The following is a 22,804-nucleotide window of genomic DNA, read 5'->3' on the forward strand; positions in this document are numbered from 1 at the left end:
TGTCGGAGACAGCATAGGTTGGAAAGTTTAACGCGCCGTTTGGAACGGCTTCATTGCGTTCAAGGAGGACGCAGCCGGAGAGGTAAACTTCGTCTTCAAAGCAGGGAAATTAACTTTTTGTTTCCTATGCTTGTTTAGCGTGGGTTAACGAACGGCTGACCGCGCGTCCAAGCCGCCAAGGGCAAGCTCCACGACAATGGTCGACAGGCAAAACCGTGAAGATTGGAAGCGCGAGCGGTCCTTGCTGGCGCTCGGCCAGGCGATGCGCGGCGAAGAAGAAGACGCTGAACCATCGCTGGGTTCGATCGGGGATCGGGCGAACCCGTCATGGCGCGAGGACGCCGCCACGCGCCATCGTCTCGCGCGCTCACGCCGTGAGGCGCGAGGTGATCCGGGAAGCTCGGCAGCTCCGGAACGCTCACCAGCCCCGGGGTTCTCCGCAAACGATGAAATAAACCGGCCTCGAGCCGATTATCCATCCGCTACGGCCGCCCGGACACCACCAGAGGTGGACGGGGCCGTTGAAGCGAACTATGCGGACGTCGGGTCGCAGGAGGAGCCGGTTGCCGCCGGCGTTTCCGAGGATCACCGGTTCGATGCCGATCCTCGATATCACGCCTCCGAGCCTCGACACGCTGGGTTGGATCCTCCATACGCCAGCGACGAGCCTCGATATTCCGAATTCGAACCTCGACATGCCGCATTCGAGCCTCGATATTCCACATTCGAGTCCCGATATGCCGCTGACGAGCAGCGGTCTTCCCGCGAGAATGGCAGTGGACAGGACTGGAAGCCGTTGATCGACCCTATGCAGGTCGTCCGCGGCATTGCCCGCTCGAAGCTGCTGATCGTCGCCATGACGATACTGGGCACCGGGCTTGGTGCCGCGATCGCACTTTCGATGCCGAAGAAATACGAAGCCACGGCAGAACTGATCGTAGACCCGCGCGATCTGAAGCTCACCGACCGCGATCTCACCCAATCGGTGGTCGCCTCGGATGCCACGCTGGCCATCGTCGAAAACCAGGTTCGCGTGCTCACCTCCGGCACGGTTCTCAACAAGGTCGTGGACAAGCTCAACCTCGTCAACGATCCGGAGTTCAACGGACAAGAGTCCGGTCTCGACGTCATGACGCTTATCCGATCGATCCTGTCGCGCAATGACGAGTTAGGCGCCGATGAGGGCCGTCGCCGTGCGCTGGCCGTCGGCAATCTGGCCGAAAGCCTTTCGGTCGAGCGCGGCGGCAAGACCTTCGTCATCTCCATCGGTGCCACCACGCAAAATGGCGAGAAGTCGGCTCTCATCGCCAACACGATGACGGACGTTTTCCTGCAGACCTTCGGGCAGATCCAGTCCAACACCGCCGGCCGCGCGAGCGACGAACTGACCGGCAGGCTAGACGAGCTGCGCAAGGGCGTAGAGGTCGCCGAGCGCAAGGTCGAGGATTTCAGGGCCACGCATGATCTCGTCGACGCGCAGGGCCATCTGATCAGCGACGACGAGATGCTCAAGCTCAATCAGCAGCTTGCCATCGCCCGCGCGCGCACGCTGGAACTCAACGCCCGCGCGGCATCGGCGCGCTCGATCGACGTGAATTCGGTTCTGAGCGGAACCTTGCCGGAGGAGATCAACTCCAACACTATGAGTGAATTGCGCTCGCAATACGCGACCCTCAAGCAGGAGGCCGACCGCGCCGCAATTCGGTTCGGGCCGCGCCATCCCGAGCTCCAGGCGCTCAATGCCCAGCTTGCCGGCTCGCGCGAGCGTATTGCCGGGGAACTGCGCCGCATCGCCTCGTCGCTGCAGGTCGACCTGAAACGCGCCGTGCAGCTCGAACAGGATCTGGCCTCCCGACTGGCGCAGTTGAAGGTCCGCAGCGGCGACGTCAACAGCGATCTGGTCACCTTGCGCGAGTTGGAGCGCGAGGCCACCGCCAAACGCTCCGTCTATGAACAATATCTTCTGCGCGCCAAGGAAACCGGCGAGCAGAAGGACATCAACACCGCCAACATCAATGTGATCTCCAAGGCCTTCGCCCCGCTTGAGCCGAACGGACCGTCGCGCGCCATGATAACGCTCGCCGGTCTGCTGGCGGGCCTGGCCTCCGGTGTCGGCCTCGGCGCCATGCGCGGCGCCTATGCGAGCCTGCATGAAACCGCCAATTCGCGGTCGCGCGGCAGGACGGACGAGCGCCGGACACCCATCGAAGACAAGCCATACCAGCCGTCGGCGCCGCCCGTGCCGCCAGCCGAAGTCACCAGGCGTACTGGCCCAATCAGTGCACTGCTGTCGGCGCTAAGCAAGATCGTGCCGCGCAAGACGCACCGGGAAGAACCTGCCAGTACGCGGTCCAATGGTTCACCGGCGGTGGCCAAAAACGCGAAGGGGGGACCGGTCCCTTCCGCCCACCCGCAGCCAGCGTCTCCCCTCGCGTCTTCTCGGCCGGCGCCTTCCGGCTACAAGCCGCAGGTCCAGCAAGGCGCCTATGGTCCGCAGGAGGCGACCTACCCGGCCCCACAAATGCACGCGTATCCCTATGCGCAAGCGCCGATGACCTATCCACAGGCGCAGCCCTGGCAGATGCAGCCGCCCGGCTATCCCTATCCGCCGGCCGCGACGCCTCACTCCGTACAGGGGCCTTCGCACAAACAGTCGATCTATCCTGAAGCCTCGTGGGACAAGGCAAATCAGGTGTCGGAAGCTGCTGGACAGCAACCCTCGATCGAGGAAATCTGCGCCAGCCTTCGCGAATTCCGCGAAGCGGTTCGCGAACTCACCGAAAGCCGATCGCGCCGCTATTTCTGAGCGCCGAACAGAATAAAAGCCGTTGGTTTCGAGTTAACGGCATAAGACGGCGCTTTGACGGGATTGCCAGGTCGAATTTTCGTGAAAATGCCGCGCTTGATGTCACCCAGAAGCCACCACTCGGGCCTGACCGGGGTGGCAGCGGTTGGGCCGACAACATGTCTAAAACGAAGGTCTAACGCGCGCCATATCAATCAGACGCGACGCGCTATAGACGGAACGGTGTTGAGGGTGATTATGGCCGAGTTGATTGACGGAAAAAGCGTCGCCGAAGACGTGGTGCGGCGGGTCAAGGCTTTGACCGTCGAGCTGATTGAAAAGGGCGCGCGGAAGCCCGGTCTCGCCGTGGTCATCGTCGGTGAGGATCCGGCGAGCCAGGTTTACGTCGCCTCCAAATCCCGCACCGCCAAGGAATGCGGCTTCCATTCGGTCCAACACACGCTGCCGGCCGAGACTTCCGAACAGGAACTGCTTGATATCATCGGCGAACTCAACGCCGATCCGGCCGTTAACGGCATCTTGGTGCAGCTTCCGCTGCCTGGCCATATCGATGCGGGCAAGATCATCCAGACGATCGCGCCGCAAAAGGATGTCGACGGCTTCCACTTCATCAATGTCGGCAAGCTCGGCACCGGCGAATTGGCGACAGCCTTCGTGCCTTGTACGCCGGCCGGCTCGATGCTGCTGATCGAGCGTGTGCGCGGCAGGGATCTTTCCGGCCTCAATGCGGTGGTCGTCGGCCGCTCCAACATCGTTGGCAAACCGATGGCCAATCTTCTGCTTGCCGCCAACTGCACCGTCACCATCGCGCATAGCCGCACCAAGGACTTGGCCGCACTGGCGCGCACCGCCGACATCCTCGTTGCCGCTGTCGGGAGACCTGAAATGGTCAGGGGTGACTGGGTCAAATCAGGCGCCACCGTCATCGACGTCGGCATCAACCGCATCGCGGCGCCCGAAAAGGGCGAAGGCAAGACCCGCCTCGTCGGTGACGTCGCCTATGCGGAAGCGGCGAAGATGGCCGGCGCCATCACACCGGTGCCAGGCGGCGTCGGACCGATGACCATTGCCATGCTGATGGCCAACACGCTAGCTTCCGCCTATCTCGCGGCCGGATTGAAACGGCCGTCCTTCTGAACCTGGAAAGCCTCAGCTTTGCCGAACCTCACTGTTCCCTCAGAGCGGCCGGTCACGAACGATCCCGTTCAAGGCGGCCGGCAGTTCGGGTTCTTGCTGGTCGACAAGTTCTCCATGTTCTCGCTGGCCGCCGCAATCGACACGTTCCGTTCGGCGAACCGGCTGCTCGGCCGCGACTTCTATGGTTGGACGACGGTGTCGGCCGACGGTGAGGCTGTCATGGCCTCCAACGGCCTGCCGCTCAAGGTCGACTACGCTGTCGCCGATCTGCCGCCGGTCGATATTCTTTTCGTTTCGGTTGGGCTGACAACCGAATTTCCGGGCAAGAGCAAGGTGCTGGCAGCGCTGCGCAACTGGGGCCGGCGCGGCAACGCGCTCGGCGCGCTGTCGGTCGGCTCTTATCTGCTCGCCGAGGCAGGTCAGCTCGAAGGCTATCGCTGCACCATCCATTGGGAGAACCGCGCCGGCTTCGTCGAGCGGTTTCCCGACATCAACTGCACCGGCAATGTTTTCGAGATCGACCGTAAGCGCTACACCTGTGCCGGCGGCACCACCTCGATCGACCTGATGCTTGAGATCGTGCGCAGCGATTTAGGCTCGAGCCTCGCCAACGGCGTCGCCAACCAGTTCCAGCACGAGCGCATCCGCTCTGCCGGAGATCGCCAGCGTGTCGGGCCGGAACGCGACCTGACCGGCAAGTCGGAGAAACTGCGGCGCACCGTCGAACTGATGGCCGACCATCTCGACGAGCCGCTGTCGGCGGTGCAACTCGCCAAGTCGGCCGGCCTGTCGGTGCGTCAGGTCGAGCGCCTGTTCCTGCGCCACCTCAGTGTGACGCCCGGCCGCTATTACATGCGGCTCAGGCTCGAACGCGCGCGCGAATTGCTGCGCCAGACCAACATGCCGATCCTCGACGTGGCGATCGCCACCGGCTTCACTTCACACTCCTATTTTGCCCAAAGCTACCGGCTGCAATTCGGCCGGCCGCCTTCCGAAGAGCGGCGCACGACCTATTGAGTTGGTCTAGTCGAGTTTGTTGGCCCAAGCTTGTGGCGACCCTCTGACGTCCGGCGTTCGGGGTTGTGTCCTGACCCGGCGTCGAATAGCTTTTCCGTACGAAGCAGGGTGCGCTGATGCTCAAGCAAACCTGAGGGGCTGGTTCAGGAGATTTTCATGGCGGGACTTGCACGGAGCGTCGCTGCGGCGGCCCTCCTGTTGTGGATGACGACGCTTGGCCTTGCCGCCGATCGAGTCATCCTCATTCTCGACGCTTCCGGTTCCATGTGGGCGCAGATCGACGGTAAGCCCAAGCTCGAAATCGCCCGCGAATCGCTCAGAACCGTGCTGCAATCGGTCCCCGCCGACAAGGAAATCGGCTTCATGGCCTATGGCCATCGCGAGAAGGGCAGTTGCGAGGATATCGAGCTCATCGTGCCGCCGCAGGCCGGCTCGGCAGGTGCTGTTTCCGCTGCCGCCGACAGCCTTAGATTCCTTGGCAAGACGCCGCTGACCGCGGCCGTCAAGCAGGCGGCTGAGGCGCTGAAATACACCGAGGACAAGGCCACCGTCATCCTGATCACCGACGGGCTTGAGACCTGCAATGGCGACCCGTGCGCGCTCGGCAAGGAACTGAAGGCTGCCGGCGTCGACTTCACCGTAGACGTCGTCGGCTTCGGCCTGACTGCGGACGAGGGCAAGCAGGTCGCTTGCCTCGCCGATAACACCGGCGGCAAATACATCCAGGTGTCCGACGAGCAAGCGCTACAGAATGCGCTGGTCGAAACCATCGCCGCCGCACCTGTACCGGCGCCCGAACCAGCGCCTGCGCCGCAGCCGGCTCCCGAGGAAAAGCCGGAGTTCAACTTCATGCCGACCGTGGTGCTGGCGGAGGGCGGCGATCCCGTCACCGACGGCAATTCCTGGGAGATCTACAAGGCAAACTCCGACGGCACGCGCGGCGACTACCTAACCACCGAGTACGGAGCCTACAAAGGCAATCTGGAGCCGGGCGACTACATCGTCGTCGCACGCCTCGGTGAGGCCAGGACCGAACAGAAGATCGTGGTCGAGGCGGGCCAGGTCTACAAATCCCTCTTCACGCTGAATGCCGGCACGCTCATCATTCATCCGCGGCCAAGTGAGGGAGCCGATGTGACCGATGGCGCGGCTGTGGTGATCGCCTATCCGGGCGTCGATACGCCCCCGACCTATTATGGCGACACGAAAGTCGTGTTGCCCGCCGGCGATCAGAAGGTGACGGTCAGGATCGGGCAGGGCGAGGTTACCGAAACCATCCCGCTCACCGCCGGCAGGGTCATCGACAAGGATATCATCGTCGGCGTCGGGCATGTCGTTGCCAACGCCTACTACATTGCCGGCGGCGACAAGGCCGACGGTTCGGGCATCGGCTTCAAGGTGTTCAAGGAAAAAAAGAAGATCGACGGAACGAGGGAAGAGGTGGCTTATGCCTATGGTCCTGACAGCAAGTTCGATCTGCCGCCCGACGACTATGTGTTGCTGGCGACGGTCGACCTTGCCGTTGCCGAGCAGCCTTTCAGTGTCAAGGCCGGTGAGAATCAGGATCTGAAAATCGCCATCAATGCCGGCGTGCTGGCGATCACCGCGCCGGGGGCCTCGAAGATCGAGATTTTCGAGGCGAAAAAGGACATCAACGGCAACCGCAAATCGCTTGGCTACGCCTATGACGAGAAATACCAGGCGGCGCTACCGGCCGGCGACTACGCTGTCGTCACGGAGAAGTTGGACAACGCTCCGAAGGAGACCACGGTGACCGTCAAGGCCGGCGAGCGAGCTGAGCTGACGGTTCAATAGGAGCGTAATTCGACGCCAGTGTCGATTGCTCGCGGCGGAAACCCGCCCGACCAGTCGCTTGTTTCCGAATGACGTGCATGGGGCTACGGCGCCACGACACCACGGCGCCTGGGACAATAGGATGAGCAGCGAAGCGATGGCAGCCCCTGACGACACAATCCCGCGCCAATTCTACCACGGCACCCGTACCGACCTGAAACCGGGAGACCTGATCGCGGCCGGTTACAGCTCCAATTACGGCGCGCGCAAGCAGGCGTCGTGGGTCTATCTCACCGGCACGCTGGATGCGGCCATCTGGGGCGCCGAGCTGGCCGCTGGCACCGGACGGGAAAGGATCTACATCGTGGAGCCGACCGGCCCGATCGTGGACGACCCCAACCTGACGGACAAGAAATTTCCCGGCAATCCGACGCAGTCCTATCGCTCCCGTGAGCCGCTCCGGGTCACGGGCGAGGTCACGGAGTGGGAAGGCCACTCCCCCAAACGGTTGAAGGAAATGAAGGACCATCTCGAACGCTTGAAGGCGCAAGGCATCGAGGCGATCGACTGATCGTTAGATAAGGCATACGCCCGCCGAGCTTGGCCTTGGATCGCGGCCGCTGTGTCGTACAGATCGAACGGGCATTCGCATTTCTGCCCGGCGCGCCAATCCATCGCAAGATAGTCACAAGTTCTCCATATGCTGCTGCAAGCACGAACATAGCGCGACTTCTGTGGAAAAAGCTGACACCGTAGACCGGCTCGCAAGCCTCGTAGCCAAGCGCGGCGTCCAACGCCGCCGCTATTGCTAGGCTGTGCTCATGCCTCGGCGATCATTGCTATCGAGACTTTCATGTCCGGAATGCGCACCGGCATCTTGGCGCCCTGTCGAGCAGGTGGATTGCTTGGAAACCACTTAAGCCATTCCTCATTGGCACCTGCGAAGTCTTCCTCGTCGGCCACAATCAGCGTCGCACTGACCGCCTTCTCCAAACTGCTCCCTGCGGCTTCCAGAATAGCGGAGATGTTGCGAAGACATTGTGCGACCTGGGCCTGCACCGGCCCCTTCACAACCTGCCCTGTTGACGGGTCGATCGGCGCAGTCCCTGACACGAAAACCAATCCTGCGGCCTTGACGGCTTGGCTGTAGGAAGCTGGCGCCGCTGGTGCGGCCGGGGTGGTGATTATCGTGCGCGACATGAAGCTTATTCCGTGAGATTTTTGATCCGGGCCGACTAAGCTTGGCCAAACAGGGCGAAAGTCAAGCATCAGAATCCAAAGCTGGATGGAACGGCCGGTTTTCAGTCGCAATAGACCGCCGCCATTGATCAACCGGATATCCGCTTGTGGAGTGCAGCCGCGGTCAGCTGTACGACCGAGATGAGGCGGTGGGTTCAACCGATCGTCGCAACACCTTTAATCTGAGAAGATGAGGAGGTGTCGCATGGTCACGTCACGAGAGATAGGTCAATGATGGCTCAAAGGTAACATATTGGCCAAAAAGGCAAATTTGCGTGGCAATCGACAGCCAGCGTCAGGCGGCCACGAGCCGCCCTTTTCACTGCAGCGCGAATTCCGCCACGTTTCCGAAGGCACTGGCGCCGTGGTCGGCACGGCCAACCATTTGCCGGAATCCAGCAAAAAGCTCGCGGCCAAAGCCGAATTCATTGGCGATAAGATCGCTGTCCGCCGCCCGGCGCAGCGCGAAATCGCCGGCCGGCACCAGCACTTCCAGCGTCCCGGCGTCGGCGTCGAGCCTGATGATGTCGCCGTCATGGATCCTGGCGATCGGCCCGTCCTCGACTGCCTCCGGCGTTACATGGATCGCCGCCGGCACCTTGCCGGACGCGCCCGACATGCGCCCGTCAGTGACTAGCGCCACATGCTGGCCGCGGTCCTGCAGGACGCCGAGCACGGTGGTCAGCTTGTGCAGCTCCGGCATGCCATTGGCTTTCGGCCCCTGAAAACGGATGACGGCGATGAAATCGCCGGTCAATGTACCGGCCTTGAACGCCTCGTTGAGCCCTTGCTGACTGTCGAACACCTTTGCCGGCGCCTCGATGATGCGTCGCTCCGGTTTCACGGCGGAAGTCTTGATGACGGCGTGGCCGAGATTGCCTGAGAGCATTTTCAATCCGCCCGTCGGCTGGAACGCTTTCTTGAACGGCGCCAGCACCTTCTCGTCGCCGCTTTCGCGGGGCGAGGCCTCGCGCACGACACCGCCATCGGGACCGAGCTTGGCTTCCACCGCATAAGGCCTCAAGCCTTCGCCCCAAACCGTCTGGACGTCCTCGTGCAGGATGCCTTCGTCGAGCAGTTCGCGGATCAGGAAGCCGAGCCCGCCTGCGGCGTGGAAATGGTTCACGTCGGCAAGGCCGTTCGGATAGACGCGCGCCAGCAGCGGCACGGCTTCCGAAAGATCAGAAATGTCCTGCCAGGTAATGGCGATGCCGGCCGCGGCCGCCATGGCGATCAGATGGATGGTGTGATTGGTCGATCCGCCGGTGGCGTGCAGGCCGACGATGCCGTTGACGATCGAGCGCTCGTCGATCATCCAGCCGACCGGCGTGTAGGCGTTACCGAGCGCGGTGATCGCCAGCGCCCGCTTCGTAGCCTCCCGGGTCAGCGCGTCGCGCAGCGGCGTGCCGGGATTGACGAACGAGGTACCCGGCGTGTGCAGGCCCATGATTTCCATCAGCATCTGGTTGGAGTTCGCCGTGCCGTAGAAGGTGCAGGTTCCCGGCCCGTGATAGGATTTGGACTCGGCTTCGAGCAGTTCGGCTCTTCCTGCCTTGCCTTCGGCATAGAGCTGGCGGACCTTGGCCTTCTCGTCATTAGGCAGGCCCGTCGTCATCGGCCCGGCCGGGATGAACACCGCCGGTAGATGGCCGAAAGTCAGCGCCGCGATTACCAGCCCCGGCACGATCTTGTCGCAGACGCCGAGATAGACGGCCGCGTCGAACATGTTGTGCGACAGGCCGATCGCCGCGGCCATGGCGATCACGTCGCGCGAGAACAGCGACAGCTCCATGCCGGGCTGGCCCTGCGTGACGCCGTCGCACATCGCCGGCACGCCGCCGGCGACCTGGGCAATGCCGCCGGCCTCGCGCGCCGCATCCTTGATCAGCGCCGGAAATGTCTCGAACGGCTGATGCGCCGACAGCATGTCGTTGTAGGAGGTGATGATGCCGAGGTTCGGCACTCGGTCGCCGCCAAGTGCCACCTTCTCGGAGGGGCTGCAGACGGCAAAGCCATGGGCAAGGTTGCCGCAGGAAAGCACGGCCCGGTTGGCGGTGCGGTTCGATGCTTCGGCGATGCGGCCGAGATAGGCCTCACGCCCTGGTTTGGAGCGTTGGCGGATACGCTCGGTGATGGCTTCGATATCGCGTCGTGCGGTCATGTCGTCGGTCCTTTCAGGCGCGGTCCCGGAAAACATCCTCCCGCCGTCCGCCGGGAACCACGGCAAGTTGAAAATCAGGGCGCCCAGAACACCTCTACGGGTGCCCCGGCAGCGTCGAGCACGGCGCGAATGGGCTTTTTCGCGCCCGGTCCCATAGCGCTCTCGAATGCCTTGCGCTTGTCCTCGCCTTCGATGTGCAGTGCGATGAAGCCGGCTTCGATGAGCCGTGCCAGCGACAGCGTCAGGCGAGGCTCGCCGGCGCTTGTCGCGTGAACCGGCAGCACAGTGCTTGTCGAAGACGGGTCGAGCAGTTTTTCCAGATTGTCGGCGTCAGGAAAGAACGACGCGGTATGGCCATCGGTTCCCATGCCAAGCACCACAACATCGAGCGGCCAGGAAAGCGACCGCGACATCCTGCTGTCGGCCTCCGAAGTTTCCTCGACGCTTGCTCCCTCTTGGTAGAGCGGCACGAAACGTGCGGCTGCGGCCGCGTTTTGCAAAAGATTGGCGACGACCAGCCCGGCGTTAGAGCGCGGAGAGGAGGCCGGCACGCAACGCTCGTCGACCAGCGTCACCGTGACCTTGTTCCACGCGATCGGGATACTCGAAAGTGATGCAAAAAATCGCGCCGGCGTCGTGCCGCCGGAAACGGCGAGCAATGCCGTGCCGCGCTCAGCTATTGCATTGGTCAGGCGGCCTGCGACGTGGCCGGCAAGTGCTGCCGCCAGGTCCTGGCGTTCGGCAAACGCATGCCAGCTGTAGGGGGCGCCGTTCAATTGCTCTCGTGCCATGTCCGCCCGTCGCGTTCGATCAGCGCAATCGAGGCCGAAGGGCCCCATGTGCCGGCCGTGTAGCCCTGCGCTTCTTGCCGTCCGCTTTCCCAGGCATCCTGGATCGGGTCGATCCATTTCCACGCCGCTTCGACCTCGTCGCGGCGCATGAACAGCGTCTGGTTGCCACGGATGACGTCCATGATCAGTCGCTCATAGGCATCGGGCGCGCGGCCGTCGAAGGACTGCGCGAAGCTCATGTCGAGCGGGATCTGGCGCAGCCGCATGCCGCCCGGCCCCGGATCCTTGATCATGATGAACTGCTTTACGCCTTCGTCGGGTTGCAGCCTGATGACCAGCTGGTTGGCGGAGATCGGCCCGGCGCTGTCGCCGAAGATCGAGTGGGGGATCGGCTTGAATTCGATGACGATCTCCGAGACACGGGTCGCCAGCCGCTTGCCCGTCCTGAGGTAGAACGGCACGCCCGCCCAGCGCCAGTTGCCGATTTCGGCTTTGAGCGCAACGAAGGTCTCGGTGTTGCTGTTCTTGCCGAGCTCCTCGACATAGCCTTTTACCGGCCCGCCGGCCGAGGCCCCGGCACGGTACTGGCCACGCACCGTGTGCTTGGGCGCTTCGTTGCCGTTGATGCGTTTCAGCGCCCGCAACACCTTCAGCTTCTCGTCGCGAACGGCGTCGGCGTCCATCGATGACGGCGCCTCCATGGCGACGAGGCAGAGAAGCTGCAGCATGTGGTTCTGCACCATGTCGCGCAGAGCGCCGGCCTTGTCGTAGTAGGTGACGCGGTCTTCGAGGCCGACCGTCTCGGCGACGGTGATCTGCACATGGTCCACATTGGCGGAATTCCACAGCGGCTCGTAGAGCGCATTGGCAAAGCGCAGCGCCATCAGGTTCTGCACCGTCTCCTTGCCGAGATAGTGGTCGATACGGAAGATCTGGCTTTCATGGAAATCATCGCCGACCAGATCGTTAAGCTCGCGCGCCGAGGCGAGATCGCGCCCGATCGGCTTTTCCAGCACGATGCGCGAATTCGGCGTGATCAGCTTGTGTTCCTTCAACTTGTGCGAGATGTCGCCGAACAGCGCCGGCGCCACCGCCAGGTAGAAGGCGCGGATGCAGTCGCTGTCGCCGATTGCCTTCTTCAATTCGTCGAAGCCTGCGCCGGTCGTTGCGTCGGCCGAAACGTAGGAAAGCCGGGCAAGGAACGTCTTCAGCTCCGTGGCGTCGATGTCGGCCGGTTTCACATGGTCGGAAATCGCCTGCCTGGCGAAATCCCGGAATTCCTCGTCGGTCATTTTCGAGCGCGACGTGCCGATGATGCGCGTCGGTTCGGAAAACTGGTGATCGCGCTGGCGATGGTAGAGCGACGGCAAAAGCTTGCGTTCCGACAGATCGCCGGTGCCGCCGAAAATGATGAAGTCGAAAGGGTCGACGGGAATGATCTGGCTGGTCATGGTTTGTCCGCTTTGACGCCGGTCGCTGTGACGCGGCTGATATAATCTAATCGATTTAGATTTTCCAGTGCCACGGCGTCGCATCCCAAGCCCAATCGAGCTTTAACGATTGGTCCTGAAGTGTGCCCTTGACGCTGGCGCAACCCGGACGCTTCTCGGTGAGGTGGTTCCGGAAAGCCTTCGCAGATGCAGCATAGAGCGGGATCGCGGCGAAAGCCAAAGGAGAAATCGAGAGTATATTGATCTTTCGCCGGCCATCGCCGGCGGTTGCCGAACGATCCTGTTCAATTATGAGTGAGAAAGCCATGCGCCTGGAAAACAAAGTTGCCGTCATCACCGGTGCCGCGTCAGGTTTCGGCGAGGGCATGGCCAAGCGCTTCGCCGAGGAGGGCGCGCGCGTCGTTGTCGCCGACCTCAACGCCAAGGGTGCCGAACGCGTCGCCAACGAGATCGGCCGGGCGGCGATCTGGACCCAGACCGACGTCTCGTTGCGTTCCGAGTTCGACGAAATGGTCCATGCGGCAAAGAGCGCATTCGGCCGCATCGACATCATGGTCAACAATGCCGGCTACACCCATCGCAATGGCGATATGATCGAGGTCGACGAGACGACCTTCGACCTGATCACGGCTGTCAACATGAAGGCGATTTACCACGCCGCTCTGGCGGTCGTACCGATCATGGATCGGCAAGGCGGCGGCGTCATCCTGACCACGGCTTCGACGGCCGGCATCAGGCCGCGGCCCGGCCTCACGTGGTACAACGCGTCGAAGGGGTGGGCGATCACCGCGACCAAATCCATGGCGGTGGAGCTCGCGCCGAAGAACATCCGCGTCAACTGCCTCTGCCCTGTCGCCGGCGAGACCGGCATGCTGGAAAAATTCATGGGCGCCGACACGCCCGAAATCCGCGAGAAATTCCGCGCGTCGATCCCGCTTGGCCGGCTTTCGACGCCGCTCGACATAGCCAACGCAGCACTCTGGCTCGCTTCGGACGAGGCGGCTTTTATCACTGGCGTGGCGCTGGAAGTCGACGGTGGACGTTGCATCTGAGCCGTCCGGCAGCTGGACAAGCTGATTGTGATACAGGCTGTATCGCGAGTCTCGCAATCGCCGGGGCGCATGATGTCAAATGTTGGGCTTCATACCCGCGGCAAACCCGGGAGGGTGCTTGACCTGCGGTCCATTCGAGTTTCCGTTCGAATAGACGTCTGCTCGGCAGATCACGATACGCAAGCCATCCGAGCTGTTGCAACGTCAAAGGATCGCCTGATCAGCCCTACGCGCCAGTCTTGACAAAGCTCTTATAGACCCAGCCGCGTTTGCCGTTGTAGATGATCTGACACCATTGCTTGCAGCCCATCACCTGAACCGAGGTCTTGGCGGGAACGGTGACAATCGCGGCCGCATTCTTCTTCGGTCCGGTACGCATGGTGACGGCCCTGAGGATGCGTCCGGTATCTGCCGCGCTCACTTTCTTGGCTTCGACTTTGGCCTGGCTATCATCACCCTGCGTCGCTGCCGGCGATTGCGGCTTCGGCGTCGGAATGGCGGCGGTTTGCGCGCCGTCTGTTGCCGCCTTGCTGGGAGCAGCGACTTTGGCAAGCAATGCTGCGGCTTTGGTTTTCGCTGCAGGATCGGCGAATGCCGCCGCGGTGGACGGCTTGTCTGCCGTCTTTTCCGCCTGGCCTGCCACTTGCCCGGGCGCGGTCTTCGTTCCCGACCCTGTCCAGCGGGGATCATTGGGCGCCAGCGCCGGTATCTCGGCCTCGGCCGCAATCACCGCCGGCGAAACCGCATCCGCCTTGCCTGTTGCCTTCTGCACCGCGGCGACCGTCGAGGCAGCGGCCGGCACGATCTTTGTTGTTTTTACCGGAACGCTCGGAACGATCTGCTCGGGACTCGCGACTGCTTGTCTCTCGTTGGCCGGCAATGCCAGCCATAGCGCCACTGCGGCCACGCCAAGCAGCGCTGCTGTGCCAAGTGCGGCGATTACCAGATGCAGGTTCGACCGGACTTTTTGCCAGAACTTGGGCCGCATATCGTAGCCAAACTGCATCGCAAAGCGCCGTCGTTCCGGCGCGCCGAAACTGAAGGGCTCTCTCACTCTTGCAACCTCCATTTGCGGGCCGACGTTCAATCGGAAAACCGGCGTTCGATCAGTCCCAGAACCAAAAGCGGGCAGGCCCGCAAAATTCCCAGTTCAACTGTCCCACGGCGCTCATCTGTTGCCCGCGATTGTGGCATCACTGCGCCCTCGCAAGCGATTCTGCACGCTTGCAAGGGATTATGCAACCTGTGGTTAGATCCGGTCCCTCAAGGCATACCAGTTGAGCGCCAGAAAGAGCAGCGGAGCGCGGAAGCGTCGGCCACCGGGAAAGGCCGGAATTTTCAGATCCTCGATCAGCCTCAGCCGGTCCCGGTTGCCGGCAACGGTTTCTGCATAGAGCTTGCCGAAAAAGTTCGACAGCATGACGCCGTGACCGGAATAACCACCAACCGAGATCACATTGGGCATCACCTCGCGCACGAACGGTTTTCTCGACACGGTGATACCGACATAGCCGCCCCAGCCATGGGAGATCTCGACGTCCCCGAGCTCAGGGTAAAGCTCGGCGATCTGCCGGCGGATGTGGACATGGATGTCTTTCGGATCGTTGACGGCATAGATCTCACGCCCGCCAAACAGCAGCCGTCCATCCGTCGATTTGCGGAAGTAGCGCACGACGAAGCGGGAATCATCGACCGCCTCACCGCCCGGCAGCACTTTTGTGTCAGCCCCCAACGGCACCGTCGCGCCGATGAAGGAGCCGATCGGCATGATGTGCGCGGCACTGACCGGCTCGATCGTGCCGCCATGGGCGTTGACGCCGATCAAGCATTTCTCGGCTGATATCGTGCCTTTCGGCGTCGTGACCTTCACCTTGCCGCCGAGTGACGCGATGCCGGTCGCCGGCGTCTGTTCGAATAGCTGGGCGCCTGCCTGCGCCGCCACTTTTGCGGTACCGATCACCAGCTTCAGCGGATGGATGTGCCCGGTTCCGGTGTCGCGGGTGCCGCCGATGTAGCGCGTCGAGCCCAACCGCTGCGCCGTCTCCTTCGCGTCCATGAAGGTGATGTGCGGATAGCCGAAACGGTTCGCCATGATTTCGGCATGCGCCTTGTAGTCGTCGACGTACCGCTGCTTGTGCGCCACCGACATCTGGCCGGGCATGTAGTCGATCTCGATCTTGTTGACGGCGGCGAATTCGAGGAGATGCGTTTTGGCCTCTTCGGCGAGGTCGAACAGCGCCTTGGCACGGGAAAAGCCGTACTCCGCTTCCAGTTCCTCGGCCCAGGCGCGCTGGCCGGTGCCGAGCTGGCCGCCATTGCGGCCCGATGCGCCATCGCCGAAACGATGCGCTTCGATCAGCACGACATTGCTGCCGGCCTTGGCGAGGTGCACCGCCGCCGACAGGCCGGTGAAGCCGCCGCCGACGATGACGACGTCGCATGTCCGGTCGCCATCGAGCGCCTCGTATTCGGGCCGTGGCCCGGCCGTGTCCTCGTACCAGGAGCGGCCGGGGGAGATTGGGGATTGGTAAGTCATGGCGCCGCCTTTCGGCGGCGGTGAATGGTGAATAGTGAATGGTGAACGGAAAACGGTGGGATGACTCGTATGCCGTCACTTATCTCAACTACCATCAAGGCCATTCACTATTCACCATTCACTATTCACACGACGAAGTCGCTACTCACACATTTAGCAGCAGATACTCCCGCTCCCACGGGCTGATCACTTCCATGAAAGTCTCGAATTCAGCCCGTTTGATCGCAGCATAGGTCGCGGCAAACGACTTGCCGAGCAGCGCGCAGAGTTCCTCGTCGGCTTCGAGCAGGTCGACGGCTTCGAGCAGGCTGCGCGGCAGGTCGATCTCGGCTTCGTTGGCGGTGGTCAGAACCGGCGGTTCCGCCTTGATCTTGTTGGTCATGCCGATCAGCCCGCAGGCGAGCGACGCGGCCAGCGCCAGATAGGGATTGGCGTCGGAGGAGGGGATGCGGTTCTCGACGCGCCTGGCTGCCGGGTCGGAGCGCGGAACGCGGAACGCGGTGGTGCGGTTGTCGTAGCCCCATTTGTTGTTGACCGGCGCCGAAGCCGACTGGGTCAGCCGGCGGTAGGAATTGACATAGGGCGCAAACATCACCAGCGCGTTCGGCACGTGTTTTTGCATGCCGCCGATGAAGTGAAAGAAGGCCTCGGTTTCCGAGCCGTCCTCGGCCGAAAAGACATTCTTGCCGGTCTTCTTGTCGATGATCGACTGGTGGATATGCATGGCCGACCCGGGCTGCCCCTGGATCGGCTTGGCCATGAAGGTGGCATAGATATCGTGCTTCAGCGCCGCCTCGCGGATGGTGCGCTTGAACATGAACACCTGGTCGGCGAGTTCGATCGGATCGCCGTGGCGCAGATTGATCTCAAGCTGGCCGGCGCCCTCCTCATGGATCAGCGTGTCGATCTCCAACCCCTGGCTTTCGGAGAAATGGTAGATGTCGTCGATCAGTTCGTCGAACTCGTTGACGCCGGCAATGGAATAGCCGGCGCCGCCCCCCCGCCCCCCACCCCCCCCCCCCCCCCCCGCCCGGCCGGGGGGGGGGGGGGGGGGGGTTTTGCGCCCCCGGGTGGACAGCGGGGAGGGGGGCCCCCCCCCCCGGAACCCCCCCCCCGCCGGCATTCCTAATTTTTGTCCCCGCCCCCCCCCCCCCCCCTCCCTCCTTTCCCCCCCCCCCCCCCCCCCCCGCCCCCCGCCGCCGATCGCCCGTCCCGAGCGCCCGACCGGCGGCGTCAACGGATAGTCCGGATCGGGATTCTTCCGCACCAGGTAGAACTCGATCTCGGGAGCCACCACCGGCTTCAGCCCGCGCTTGTCGTAAGCTGCAAGCACGCGCTTCAGCACGTTGCGCGGCGTGAACTCGACCGAGCGGCCGTCCTGGTGGACGAGGTCGCAGATGACCGCCGCCGTCGGATCCTCTTCCCACGGCACCACGGTCAGTGTCGAAAGGTCCGGCATCAGCTTGAGGTCGCCATCGTCTTCCGGATAGTGGAAGCCGTTGCCGTCCTCCGGATAGCCGCCGGAGATCGTCGTCATGAACACCGCCGAGGGCAGCGCCAGCGAGGTGTTGGAGGTGAATTTCTTTGACGGCATCATCTTGCCGCGCGCAACACCCGCCTGATCGGGCGTGATACATTCGATATCCTCGATGCCGCGCCACTCCAGCCAGGCGCTGACTTCTTTCCAGTTCTTCACGCCACGCTGATTTTTCACGAAGGCAGGCGTGCGGATACGTCCTCCGCGGCTCGACGGACGGACTTCCTTTTTTGCAGGCGGCATCATTCACCAGATTGGGTTGCGGATTTGGGAGTATAGCCGTGGCCGGTGATGGAAGGGAAGGGGAGCCGGCCCTGCGTTCGCCTGACCAGTTGAAAACCGCTCCGGGCAGCTTAGGTTCGACGAAAGTCAATGAACTCGGTTGAAGACGTCGAATGCAGAACAATCATGAATTGACCACGATCGGCTTTGATGCCGACGACACGCTCTGGCAGAACGAGCAGTTCTTTCGCATCACCGAGAGGCGCTTTGCCGCGCTGCTTGCCGATCATGCCGAGGAGGGGCACATCTCGGCAAGATTGCTGGAGGCGGAGAAGCGCAACCTCGCCGTTTACGGCTTCGGCATCAAGGGATTTACCCTGTCGATGATCGAAACGGCGATCGAGATTACTGAGAGCCGCGCGCCGGCCTCGGTCATTGCCGAAATTCTTGCTGCGGGCCGCGAGATGCTCGGCCATCCGATCGAGCCGCTGCCCCATGCGCGCGAAACCGTGGAAAAGCTGGCGAGCGCATATCGCCTGGTGCTGATCACCAAGGGCGACCTCTTCGATCAGGAGCGCAAGCTGGCGCAATCGGGCCTCGGTGATATGTTCGACGCCGTCGAGATCGTCAGCGACAAGAGCGCAGCCACCTATGCCAGGATCTTCAGCCGCCACGGCGATGGCCCGGAAAAAAGCATGATGGTCGGCAACTCGCTCAAGTCGGACGTGGTGCCGGCGATCGAGGCCGGCAGTTGGGGCATTCACGTGCCGCATGAACTGACCTGGGTGCTGGAACATGTCGAGCCGCCGGTCACCGCGCCTCGCTTCCGCCAGATAGCCGATCTCTCGGAATTGCCCCGGCTGATCGAAGCTATCGGCAAAGCCCGTTGATCGCGTGTCGGCGTCGGCCTGACGCCGACTACTTACGTCCCAGTCCAATTAGATGGTCGATCACCGGCTGCAGCCGTTCCGTCGTGATCGGCTTGACGACCACTGCATCGACGACGCTCGACAGGCCGAGGCTCTCCGGCGTGCCATTCTTGGTCGAGAGCAGGATCACTGGGGGACGCGATGTGCCCGAGGTGCGCCGCAGCGCATCGATGCCCGGCATCAGCGCATCGCAGTCCTTATTGTCCGCTCCGCCATCGAGGACGACAGCTCCGGGAATGAGCGATCGCAACGTCGTTGCTGCCGCCTCGGGCGATTCCGAGATCGGCTTGAGCCCGGATCGTTCGACGATTTTCGAAACCACAACCCGGTTGACCGGCGATTTTCCAACGACGAGCACGCGGCTGAAGTCGGCGAGCACGGATCCCATATTCCTTTCCCCTAAACTCGGGTGCTTTGCAGTTTTGGACTCGCGGTTCACGGGGCGCATGAGCGGGACGGGCACTCGTCTGGTTTCAATGCAGGGTTGAAACTTACAGACAATTGCCGTGAGATCGCTGCCTATGTCAAGCTGAAATGGCGGACGTCGAGAATATGGCTAGAAACGCTAAAGTTTAAAGAAAGTTCTATTTTCGCCCTATACGCAAACCGGCCGTGCAAACGCAAATCACCTGCGCAGAGACTGCGCAGGTGATGCCGGATCCACAAACAGGCTTGGTCGGATGACGGTCAGCCGAGGCTCCGCTGCGTGACGATCACCGGGATCAGCAGATCGCCCCAGTTGCCGTCGCCGCCATGGTGCCGTGCCGAGCGCACGAGCTCCACCGACACACCGGCCTCGACCGCCTTCATCACCGACTGGTTGAGCCTGTGCAGGTCGTTCGCCAGCATGCGGATGGTCGCTTGCTGGTCGACGTTCATGGTGGTGGCCTGTTCTTCGGCCCGTTCCTTGACGCGGCTTATCGATGCCATTGGTCTTCTCCTTCAGCGTATTTATACCCCTTTGGGGGCGTTACCTCTGTTCGTTGCTTTGCTGCTATTCCGCCGCCGGTTTGAACTGGGCGTGCTCGGTCGATTCGTGCATGGCCGTGGTCGAAGACCGGCCACCGGTGATCGCCATCGACACGGCGTCGAAATAGCCGGTGCCGACTTCGCGCTGGTGCTTGGTCGCGGTGTAGCCATGGGCTTCCGCCGCGAATTCAGCCTCCTGCAACTCGGAATAAGCCGCCATCTGCCGCGCCTTGTAGCCGCGGGCGAGTTCGAACATGCCGAAATTGAGCTGGTGGAAACCAGCCAGCGTGATGAACTGAAACTTGTAGCCCATGGCGCCGAGTTCCCTCTGGAATTTGGCGATCGTGGCGTCGTCGAGGTTCTTCTTCCAGTTGAACGACGGCGAGCAATTATAGGCGAGAAGCTTGCCAGGATGGTGCCTGTGCACGCCCTCGGCGAACTTCTTGGCCTGCGCCAGATCGGGTTTGGAGGTTTCGCACCAGATCAGGTCGGCGTGTGGCGCGTAGGCGACGGCCCGCGCGATGCAAGGCTCGATGCCGTTCCTGACCTGGTAGAAGCCCTCCACCGTACGGCCCGCGTCATAGTCGACGAAGGGCTGATCGCGCTCGTCGATGTCGGAGGTGAGCAGCTTTGCCGCTTCCGCGTCGGTGCGCGCCACGACCAGCGTCGGCGTGCCCATGACGTCGGCGGCAAGCCGCGCGGCGTTGAGGTTGCGGATATGGGCGGCGGTCGGTATCAGCACCTTGCCGCCGAGATGGCCGCATTTCTTCTCCGACGCCAGCTGGTCCTCGTAGTGGACGCCGGCCGCACCCGCCTCGATGAAGGCCTTCATGATCTCGAAGGCATTGAGCGGCCCGCCGAAGCCGGCTTCCGCGTCGGCAACGATCGGCGCGAACCAGGTGTCGACCGAAAGTCCCTTGCCTTCGGAGGTCTCGATCTGGTCGGCGCGCTGGAGCGTACGGTTGATGCGCTTGACCAGTTCGGGCGCTGCATTGGCGGGATAGAGCGACTGGTCCGGATACATGGCGGACGCGGTGTTGGCGTCGGCGGCGACCTGCCAGCCCGACAGGTAGATCGCCTTCAGCCCGGCTCGGACCTGCTGCATCGCCTGGTTGCCCGACATGGCGCCGAGCGCGTTGACGAAGTCCTCCTCGTGGATGAGCTGCCAAAGCCGGTTGGCGCCCATTTCGGCGAGGCTCTGCCGGATCTGGACCGAACCGCGCAGCCGTTTCACATCGTCCGGCGAATAGGGCCGCTCGATGCCGTCGAACCGGCCTTCCGGCGCCGAGGGGACGAGGTTGTAAAAATCGGTCATTGGTCGCTCCGGATAAATTGCTGCAGGGACATAAACGGGGCTTCAAGGAGATTTTTGCGCCGTTTTGGTGTGACAGCATTTACATCTCAGCGCGAAACAGGCGAGAAAAAACCGTAGGGTCGGCCGATAAATAAGGGAAAACCTGTGTTGCGTTTGACAGTCCGGCGCTGTAAATTTGTCATGATTGTAAAGACCAGTACGGCGTCGCCGTGCAGAAGCAATGTCAATTTCTGTCAAGGATAGCCGAGTGGCCGATCAAAAGATCTTTGCCGGGCCGCGCATCCGCCGCATTCGCAGCGCTAAAGGCCTGACCCAGACGGCGATGGCCGAAGGGCTCGGCATCTCGCCCTCCTATCTCAATCTCATCGAGCGCAACCAGCGGCCGCTGACGGTCCAGCTGATCCTCAAGCTGGCATCTGTCTACAAGGTCGACCCGCATGAATTGCAGGGCGAGGCGAGGGGGTCGGTCGCCGCCCTGAAGGAAGTGTTTTCAGATCCGCTGCTGGTCGGCGAATTGCCTGGTGACCAGGAGCTGATCGAGCTTGCCGAGGCGGCGCCCAATGCTTCCGCCGCGGTGATAAAACTGTTTCGCGCCTATCGCGAGCAGGCCGAGCGGCTTTCCGACCTCAACCAGCTCCTTGCACGTGAGGGCAAAGCGACGGCGCTTTCCGGCGCCCGCTTGCCGATCGACGAGGTGCACGAGATTTTCGAGCGTCGGCCGAACCATTTTGCCGCGATCGAAGAGGAGGCCGAGGCATTCACGTCGGTGCTCGATCCCAGCGACGATCTGCTCGGTGCGCTGAAGGCCTGGCTGAAACGCGAATACGGCATCGTCGTCAAGGTGCTGCCGGTCGCCACCATGCCGAACTGGCGCCGCCGTTACGACCGTCACTCGCAGCGCCTGTTTCTGTCCGAGCGCCTGTCGCCATTCGACCAGTTGCGCGAGGTGGCGATGGAGGCCTGTCTGATCCGCATGACCGTCGCGGTGGCAAGCGAGATCCAGGCGCTGAAGCTGACCTCGGATGAGGCCCGCCGGCTCGCCCGCTTCGAGCTTGGCCGCTACGCCGCCCACGCGCTGATGATGCCCTACCAGCCCTTTCACGCAGCCGCGATACGCGCTCGGTACGACATCGACGTGCTGCGTTCGCGTTTCGGCGTTTCCTTCGAGCAGGCGGCCAACCGCCTGACCATGCTGCAGCGGCCGGGCACGCCGGGCGTACCGTTTTTCATGATCGAGGTCGACAATGCCGGCAACCGCTTCCGCAAGGCGGGAAGCCAGGGTTTTCCGCAGAGCCGCTTCGGCGGAGGCTGTCCCAAGCTTCCCGTGCATGCCGCCTTCACCCAGCCCGGCCAGATTTTCGTCGAGGCGGTGGAAATGCCCGATGGCGCCGAGTTCCTCTGCGTCGCCCGCACGCTGGAAGGGCCGCAAGGCTCGTTTGCCGAGCGCCCGCGCCGTACCGCACTTCTGCTGGGTTGCGACATCGGTTTTCGTGACGAGATCGTCTACGGCGCGGCACTGCCGGCGCCGGCTGCCGCGGCGACCGGAAAAGCGGGACAGGGCATCAATCCGGCCACGCCGATAGGCCCCGCCTGCCGGCTGTGCGAACGCATCGGCTGCCTTGCACGCGCCGAGCCGCCGGTGACGCGCCCGCTCGGCCTCGACGAGATGGTGACCGGCTTGAGCGCCTTCGATTTTCAATGAGGCCCCGGCGGGCGACCTGCTATCTTTGCCACAACCGTCGCCGTCCGGTGGACCACGCTCCGCCGCTGCCTTTGCGCTACGCGAATGAGGCACGTTCTTGTCGTCCGTTGCACATCGTGCCGCCCAGAAATCGCCGACAGTCGCGC

At 62.7% G+C, this 22,804-nt stretch carries 18 protein-coding genes; 8 read left to right on the forward strand and 10 right to left on the reverse strand.

Features of this window, described 5'->3' with window-relative positions:
• Positions 1–196 precede the first annotated feature (196 nt).
• The 5 genes from AC0L26_RS04290 (at position 197) to arr (ending at position 7,325) form a co-directional block, all read left to right on the forward strand.
• Positions 197–2,806, forward strand: coding sequence for a GumC family protein (locus AC0L26_RS04290; protein ID WP_473631399.1), 2,610 nt, complete (start codon positions 197–199; stop codon positions 2,804–2,806).
• 237 nt (positions 2,807–3,043) lie between these two features.
• Entirely contained in the window at positions 3,044–3,943 is a 900-nt protein-coding gene (gene folD, locus AC0L26_RS04295) for a bifunctional methylenetetrahydrofolate dehydrogenase/methenyltetrahydrofolate cyclohydrolase FolD (protein WP_473631401.1), read from the forward strand.
• 18 nt (positions 3,944–3,961) lie between these two features.
• The gene (locus AC0L26_RS04300) at positions 3,962–4,960 is read left to right on the forward strand and encodes a GlxA family transcriptional regulator (protein WP_352937102.1); all 999 of its coding nucleotides are present in this window, start codon (positions 3,962–3,964) and stop codon (positions 4,958–4,960) included.
• Between the two features lie 156 nt (positions 4,961–5,116).
• Positions 5,117–6,775 carry a vWA domain-containing protein gene (locus tag AC0L26_RS04305; RefSeq protein ID WP_473631402.1) on the forward strand — a complete coding sequence of 553 codons (1,659 nt, stop codon included), beginning with the start codon at positions 5,117–5,119 and terminating at the stop codon, positions 6,773–6,775.
• Between the two features lie 136 nt (positions 6,776–6,911).
• A complete protein-coding gene (arr, locus tag AC0L26_RS04310) occupies positions 6,912–7,325 on the forward strand; it encodes an NAD(+)--rifampin ADP-ribosyltransferase (RefSeq protein WP_473631538.1) in 414 nt (137 codons plus the stop codon).
• 248 nt (positions 7,326–7,573) lie between these two features.
• Here arr and AC0L26_RS04315 read toward each other — a convergent pair whose 3' ends face one another.
• From AC0L26_RS04315 to zwf, 4 genes are all read right to left on the reverse strand, one after another.
• Complete coding sequence (locus AC0L26_RS04315) at positions 7,574–8,086, reverse strand: RidA family protein (protein ID WP_473631404.1); 513 nt, start codon at positions 8,084–8,086, stop codon at positions 7,574–7,576.
• A gap of 226 nt (positions 8,087–8,312) precedes the next feature.
• Entirely contained in the window at positions 8,313–10,154 is a 1,842-nt protein-coding gene (gene edd / locus AC0L26_RS04320) for a phosphogluconate dehydratase (RefSeq protein ID WP_473631405.1), read from the reverse strand.
• Between the two features lie 74 nt (positions 10,155–10,228).
• On the reverse strand, positions 10,229–10,945 hold the full coding sequence (gene pgl, locus AC0L26_RS04325) for a 6-phosphogluconolactonase (RefSeq protein WP_473631406.1): 717 nt from the start codon (positions 10,943–10,945) through the stop codon (positions 10,229–10,231).
• On the reverse strand, positions 10,927–12,396 hold the full coding sequence (zwf, locus tag AC0L26_RS04330; protein ID WP_352937109.1) for a glucose-6-phosphate dehydrogenase: 1,470 nt from the start codon (positions 12,394–12,396) through the stop codon (positions 10,927–10,929). The genes pgl and zwf overlap by 19 nt, the downstream gene beginning before the upstream one ends.
• 305 nt (positions 12,397–12,701) lie before the next feature.
• Between zwf and AC0L26_RS04335 the strand changes: the two genes are divergently transcribed.
• On the forward strand, positions 12,702–13,448 hold the full coding sequence (locus AC0L26_RS04335; RefSeq protein ID WP_473631407.1) for an SDR family oxidoreductase: 747 nt from the start codon (positions 12,702–12,704) through the stop codon (positions 13,446–13,448).
• Between the two features lie 226 nt (positions 13,449–13,674).
• On the opposite strand, the gene AC0L26_RS04340 is transcribed toward AC0L26_RS04335, so the two are convergent.
• The 3 genes from AC0L26_RS04340 to AC0L26_RS04350 all read right to left on the reverse strand — a co-directional run bounded on the left by AC0L26_RS04340 (position 13,675) and on the right by AC0L26_RS04350 (position 17,767).
• Entirely contained in the window at positions 13,675–14,502 is an 828-nt protein-coding gene (locus AC0L26_RS04340) for an SH3 domain-containing protein (protein ID WP_473631408.1), read from the reverse strand.
• A 195-nt stretch (positions 14,503–14,697) separates the two neighbouring features.
• Positions 14,698–15,984: an NAD(P)/FAD-dependent oxidoreductase gene (locus AC0L26_RS04345; protein WP_473631409.1), complete on the reverse strand. Its 1,287-nt coding sequence runs from the start codon at positions 15,982–15,984 to the stop codon at positions 14,698–14,700.
• A gap of 145 nt (positions 15,985–16,129) precedes the next feature.
• Positions 16,130–17,767: a glutamine synthetase family protein gene (locus AC0L26_RS04350; protein WP_473631410.1), complete on the reverse strand. Its 1,638-nt coding sequence runs from the start codon at positions 17,765–17,767 to the stop codon at positions 16,130–16,132.
• A gap of 149 nt (positions 17,768–17,916) precedes the next feature.
• On the opposite strand from AC0L26_RS04350, the gene AC0L26_RS04355 reads away from it, so the two are divergent.
• Positions 17,917–18,633 carry an HAD family hydrolase gene (locus AC0L26_RS04355; RefSeq protein WP_473631411.1) on the forward strand — a complete coding sequence of 239 codons (717 nt, stop codon included), beginning with the start codon at positions 17,917–17,919 and terminating at the stop codon, positions 18,631–18,633.
• 28 nt (positions 18,634–18,661) lie between these two features.
• Here AC0L26_RS04355 and AC0L26_RS04360 read toward each other — a convergent pair whose 3' ends face one another.
• The 3 genes from AC0L26_RS04360 to aceA all read right to left on the reverse strand — a co-directional run bounded on the left by AC0L26_RS04360 (position 18,662) and on the right by aceA (position 20,956).
• The gene (locus AC0L26_RS04360) at positions 18,662–19,060 is read right to left on the reverse strand and encodes a response regulator (protein WP_352937115.1); all 399 of its coding nucleotides are present in this window, start codon (positions 19,058–19,060) and stop codon (positions 18,662–18,664) included.
• Positions 19,061–19,359: 299 nt separating this feature from the next.
• Positions 19,360–19,602: an SMc00767 family acetate metabolism repressor gene (locus AC0L26_RS04365; RefSeq protein WP_126043653.1), complete on the reverse strand. Its 243-nt coding sequence runs from the start codon at positions 19,600–19,602 to the stop codon at positions 19,360–19,362.
• Positions 19,603–19,666: 64 nt separating this feature from the next.
• The gene (gene aceA / locus AC0L26_RS04370; protein WP_473631413.1) at positions 19,667–20,956 is read right to left on the reverse strand and encodes an isocitrate lyase; all 1,290 of its coding nucleotides are present in this window, start codon (positions 20,954–20,956) and stop codon (positions 19,667–19,669) included.
• 247 nt (positions 20,957–21,203) lie between these two features.
• Here aceA and AC0L26_RS04375 point away from each other — a divergent pair, with 247 nt between their 5' ends.
• Positions 21,204–22,658 (forward strand): helix-turn-helix domain-containing protein, encoded by a 1,455-nt coding sequence (locus tag AC0L26_RS04375; protein ID WP_473631414.1) that lies wholly within the window; start codon positions 21,204–21,206, stop codon positions 22,656–22,658.
• The last annotated feature ends 146 nt before the right edge of the window (positions 22,659–22,804 follow it).

Source organism: Mesorhizobium sp. WSM4823 (assembly GCF_055811195.1).

What these genes read in the sequence shown, in the direction of transcription:
- AC0L26_RS04290 (WP_473631399.1), top strand. Translation starts at nt 197, where the DNA reads ATGGTCGACAGGCAAAACCGTGAAGATTGGAAGCGCGAGCGGTCCTTG.
- folD (WP_473631401.1), top strand. Translation starts at nt 3,044, where the DNA reads ATGGCCGAGTTGATTGACGGAAAAAGCGTCGCCGAAGACGTGGTGCGG.
- AC0L26_RS04305 (WP_473631402.1), top strand. Translation starts at nt 5,117, where the DNA reads ATGGCGGGACTTGCACGGAGCGTCGCTGCGGCGGCCCTCCTGTTGTGG.
- arr (WP_473631538.1), top strand. Translation starts at nt 6,912, where the DNA reads ATGGCAGCCCCTGACGACACAATCCCGCGCCAATTCTACCACGGCACC.
- edd (WP_473631405.1), bottom strand. Translation starts at nt 10,154, where the DNA reads ATGACCGCACGACGCGATATCGAAGCCATCACCGAGCGTATCCGCCAA.
- pgl (WP_473631406.1), bottom strand. Translation starts at nt 10,945, where the DNA reads ATGGCACGAGAGCAATTGAACGGCGCCCCCTACAGCTGGCATGCGTTT.
- zwf (WP_352937109.1), bottom strand. Translation starts at nt 12,396, where the DNA reads ATGACCAGCCAGATCATTCCCGTCGACCCTTTCGACTTCATCATTTTC.
- AC0L26_RS04335 (WP_473631407.1), top strand. Translation starts at nt 12,702, where the DNA reads ATGCGCCTGGAAAACAAAGTTGCCGTCATCACCGGTGCCGCGTCAGGT.
- AC0L26_RS04345 (WP_473631409.1), bottom strand. Translation starts at nt 15,984, where the DNA reads ATGACTTACCAATCCCCAATCTCCCCCGGCCGCTCCTGGTACGAGGAC.
- AC0L26_RS04350 (WP_473631410.1), bottom strand. Translation starts at nt 17,767, where the DNA reads ATGATGCCGCCTGCAAAAAAGGAAGTCCGTCCGTCGAGCCGCGGAGGA.
- AC0L26_RS04355 (WP_473631411.1), top strand. Translation starts at nt 17,917, where the DNA reads ATGCAGAACAATCATGAATTGACCACGATCGGCTTTGATGCCGACGAC.
- AC0L26_RS04360 (WP_352937115.1), bottom strand. Translation starts at nt 19,060, where the DNA reads ATGGGATCCGTGCTCGCCGACTTCAGCCGCGTGCTCGTCGTTGGAAAA.
- AC0L26_RS04365 (WP_126043653.1), bottom strand. Translation starts at nt 19,602, where the DNA reads ATGGCATCGATAAGCCGCGTCAAGGAACGGGCCGAAGAACAGGCCACC.
- aceA (WP_473631413.1), bottom strand. Translation starts at nt 20,956, where the DNA reads ATGACCGATTTTTACAACCTCGTCCCCTCGGCGCCGGAAGGCCGGTTC.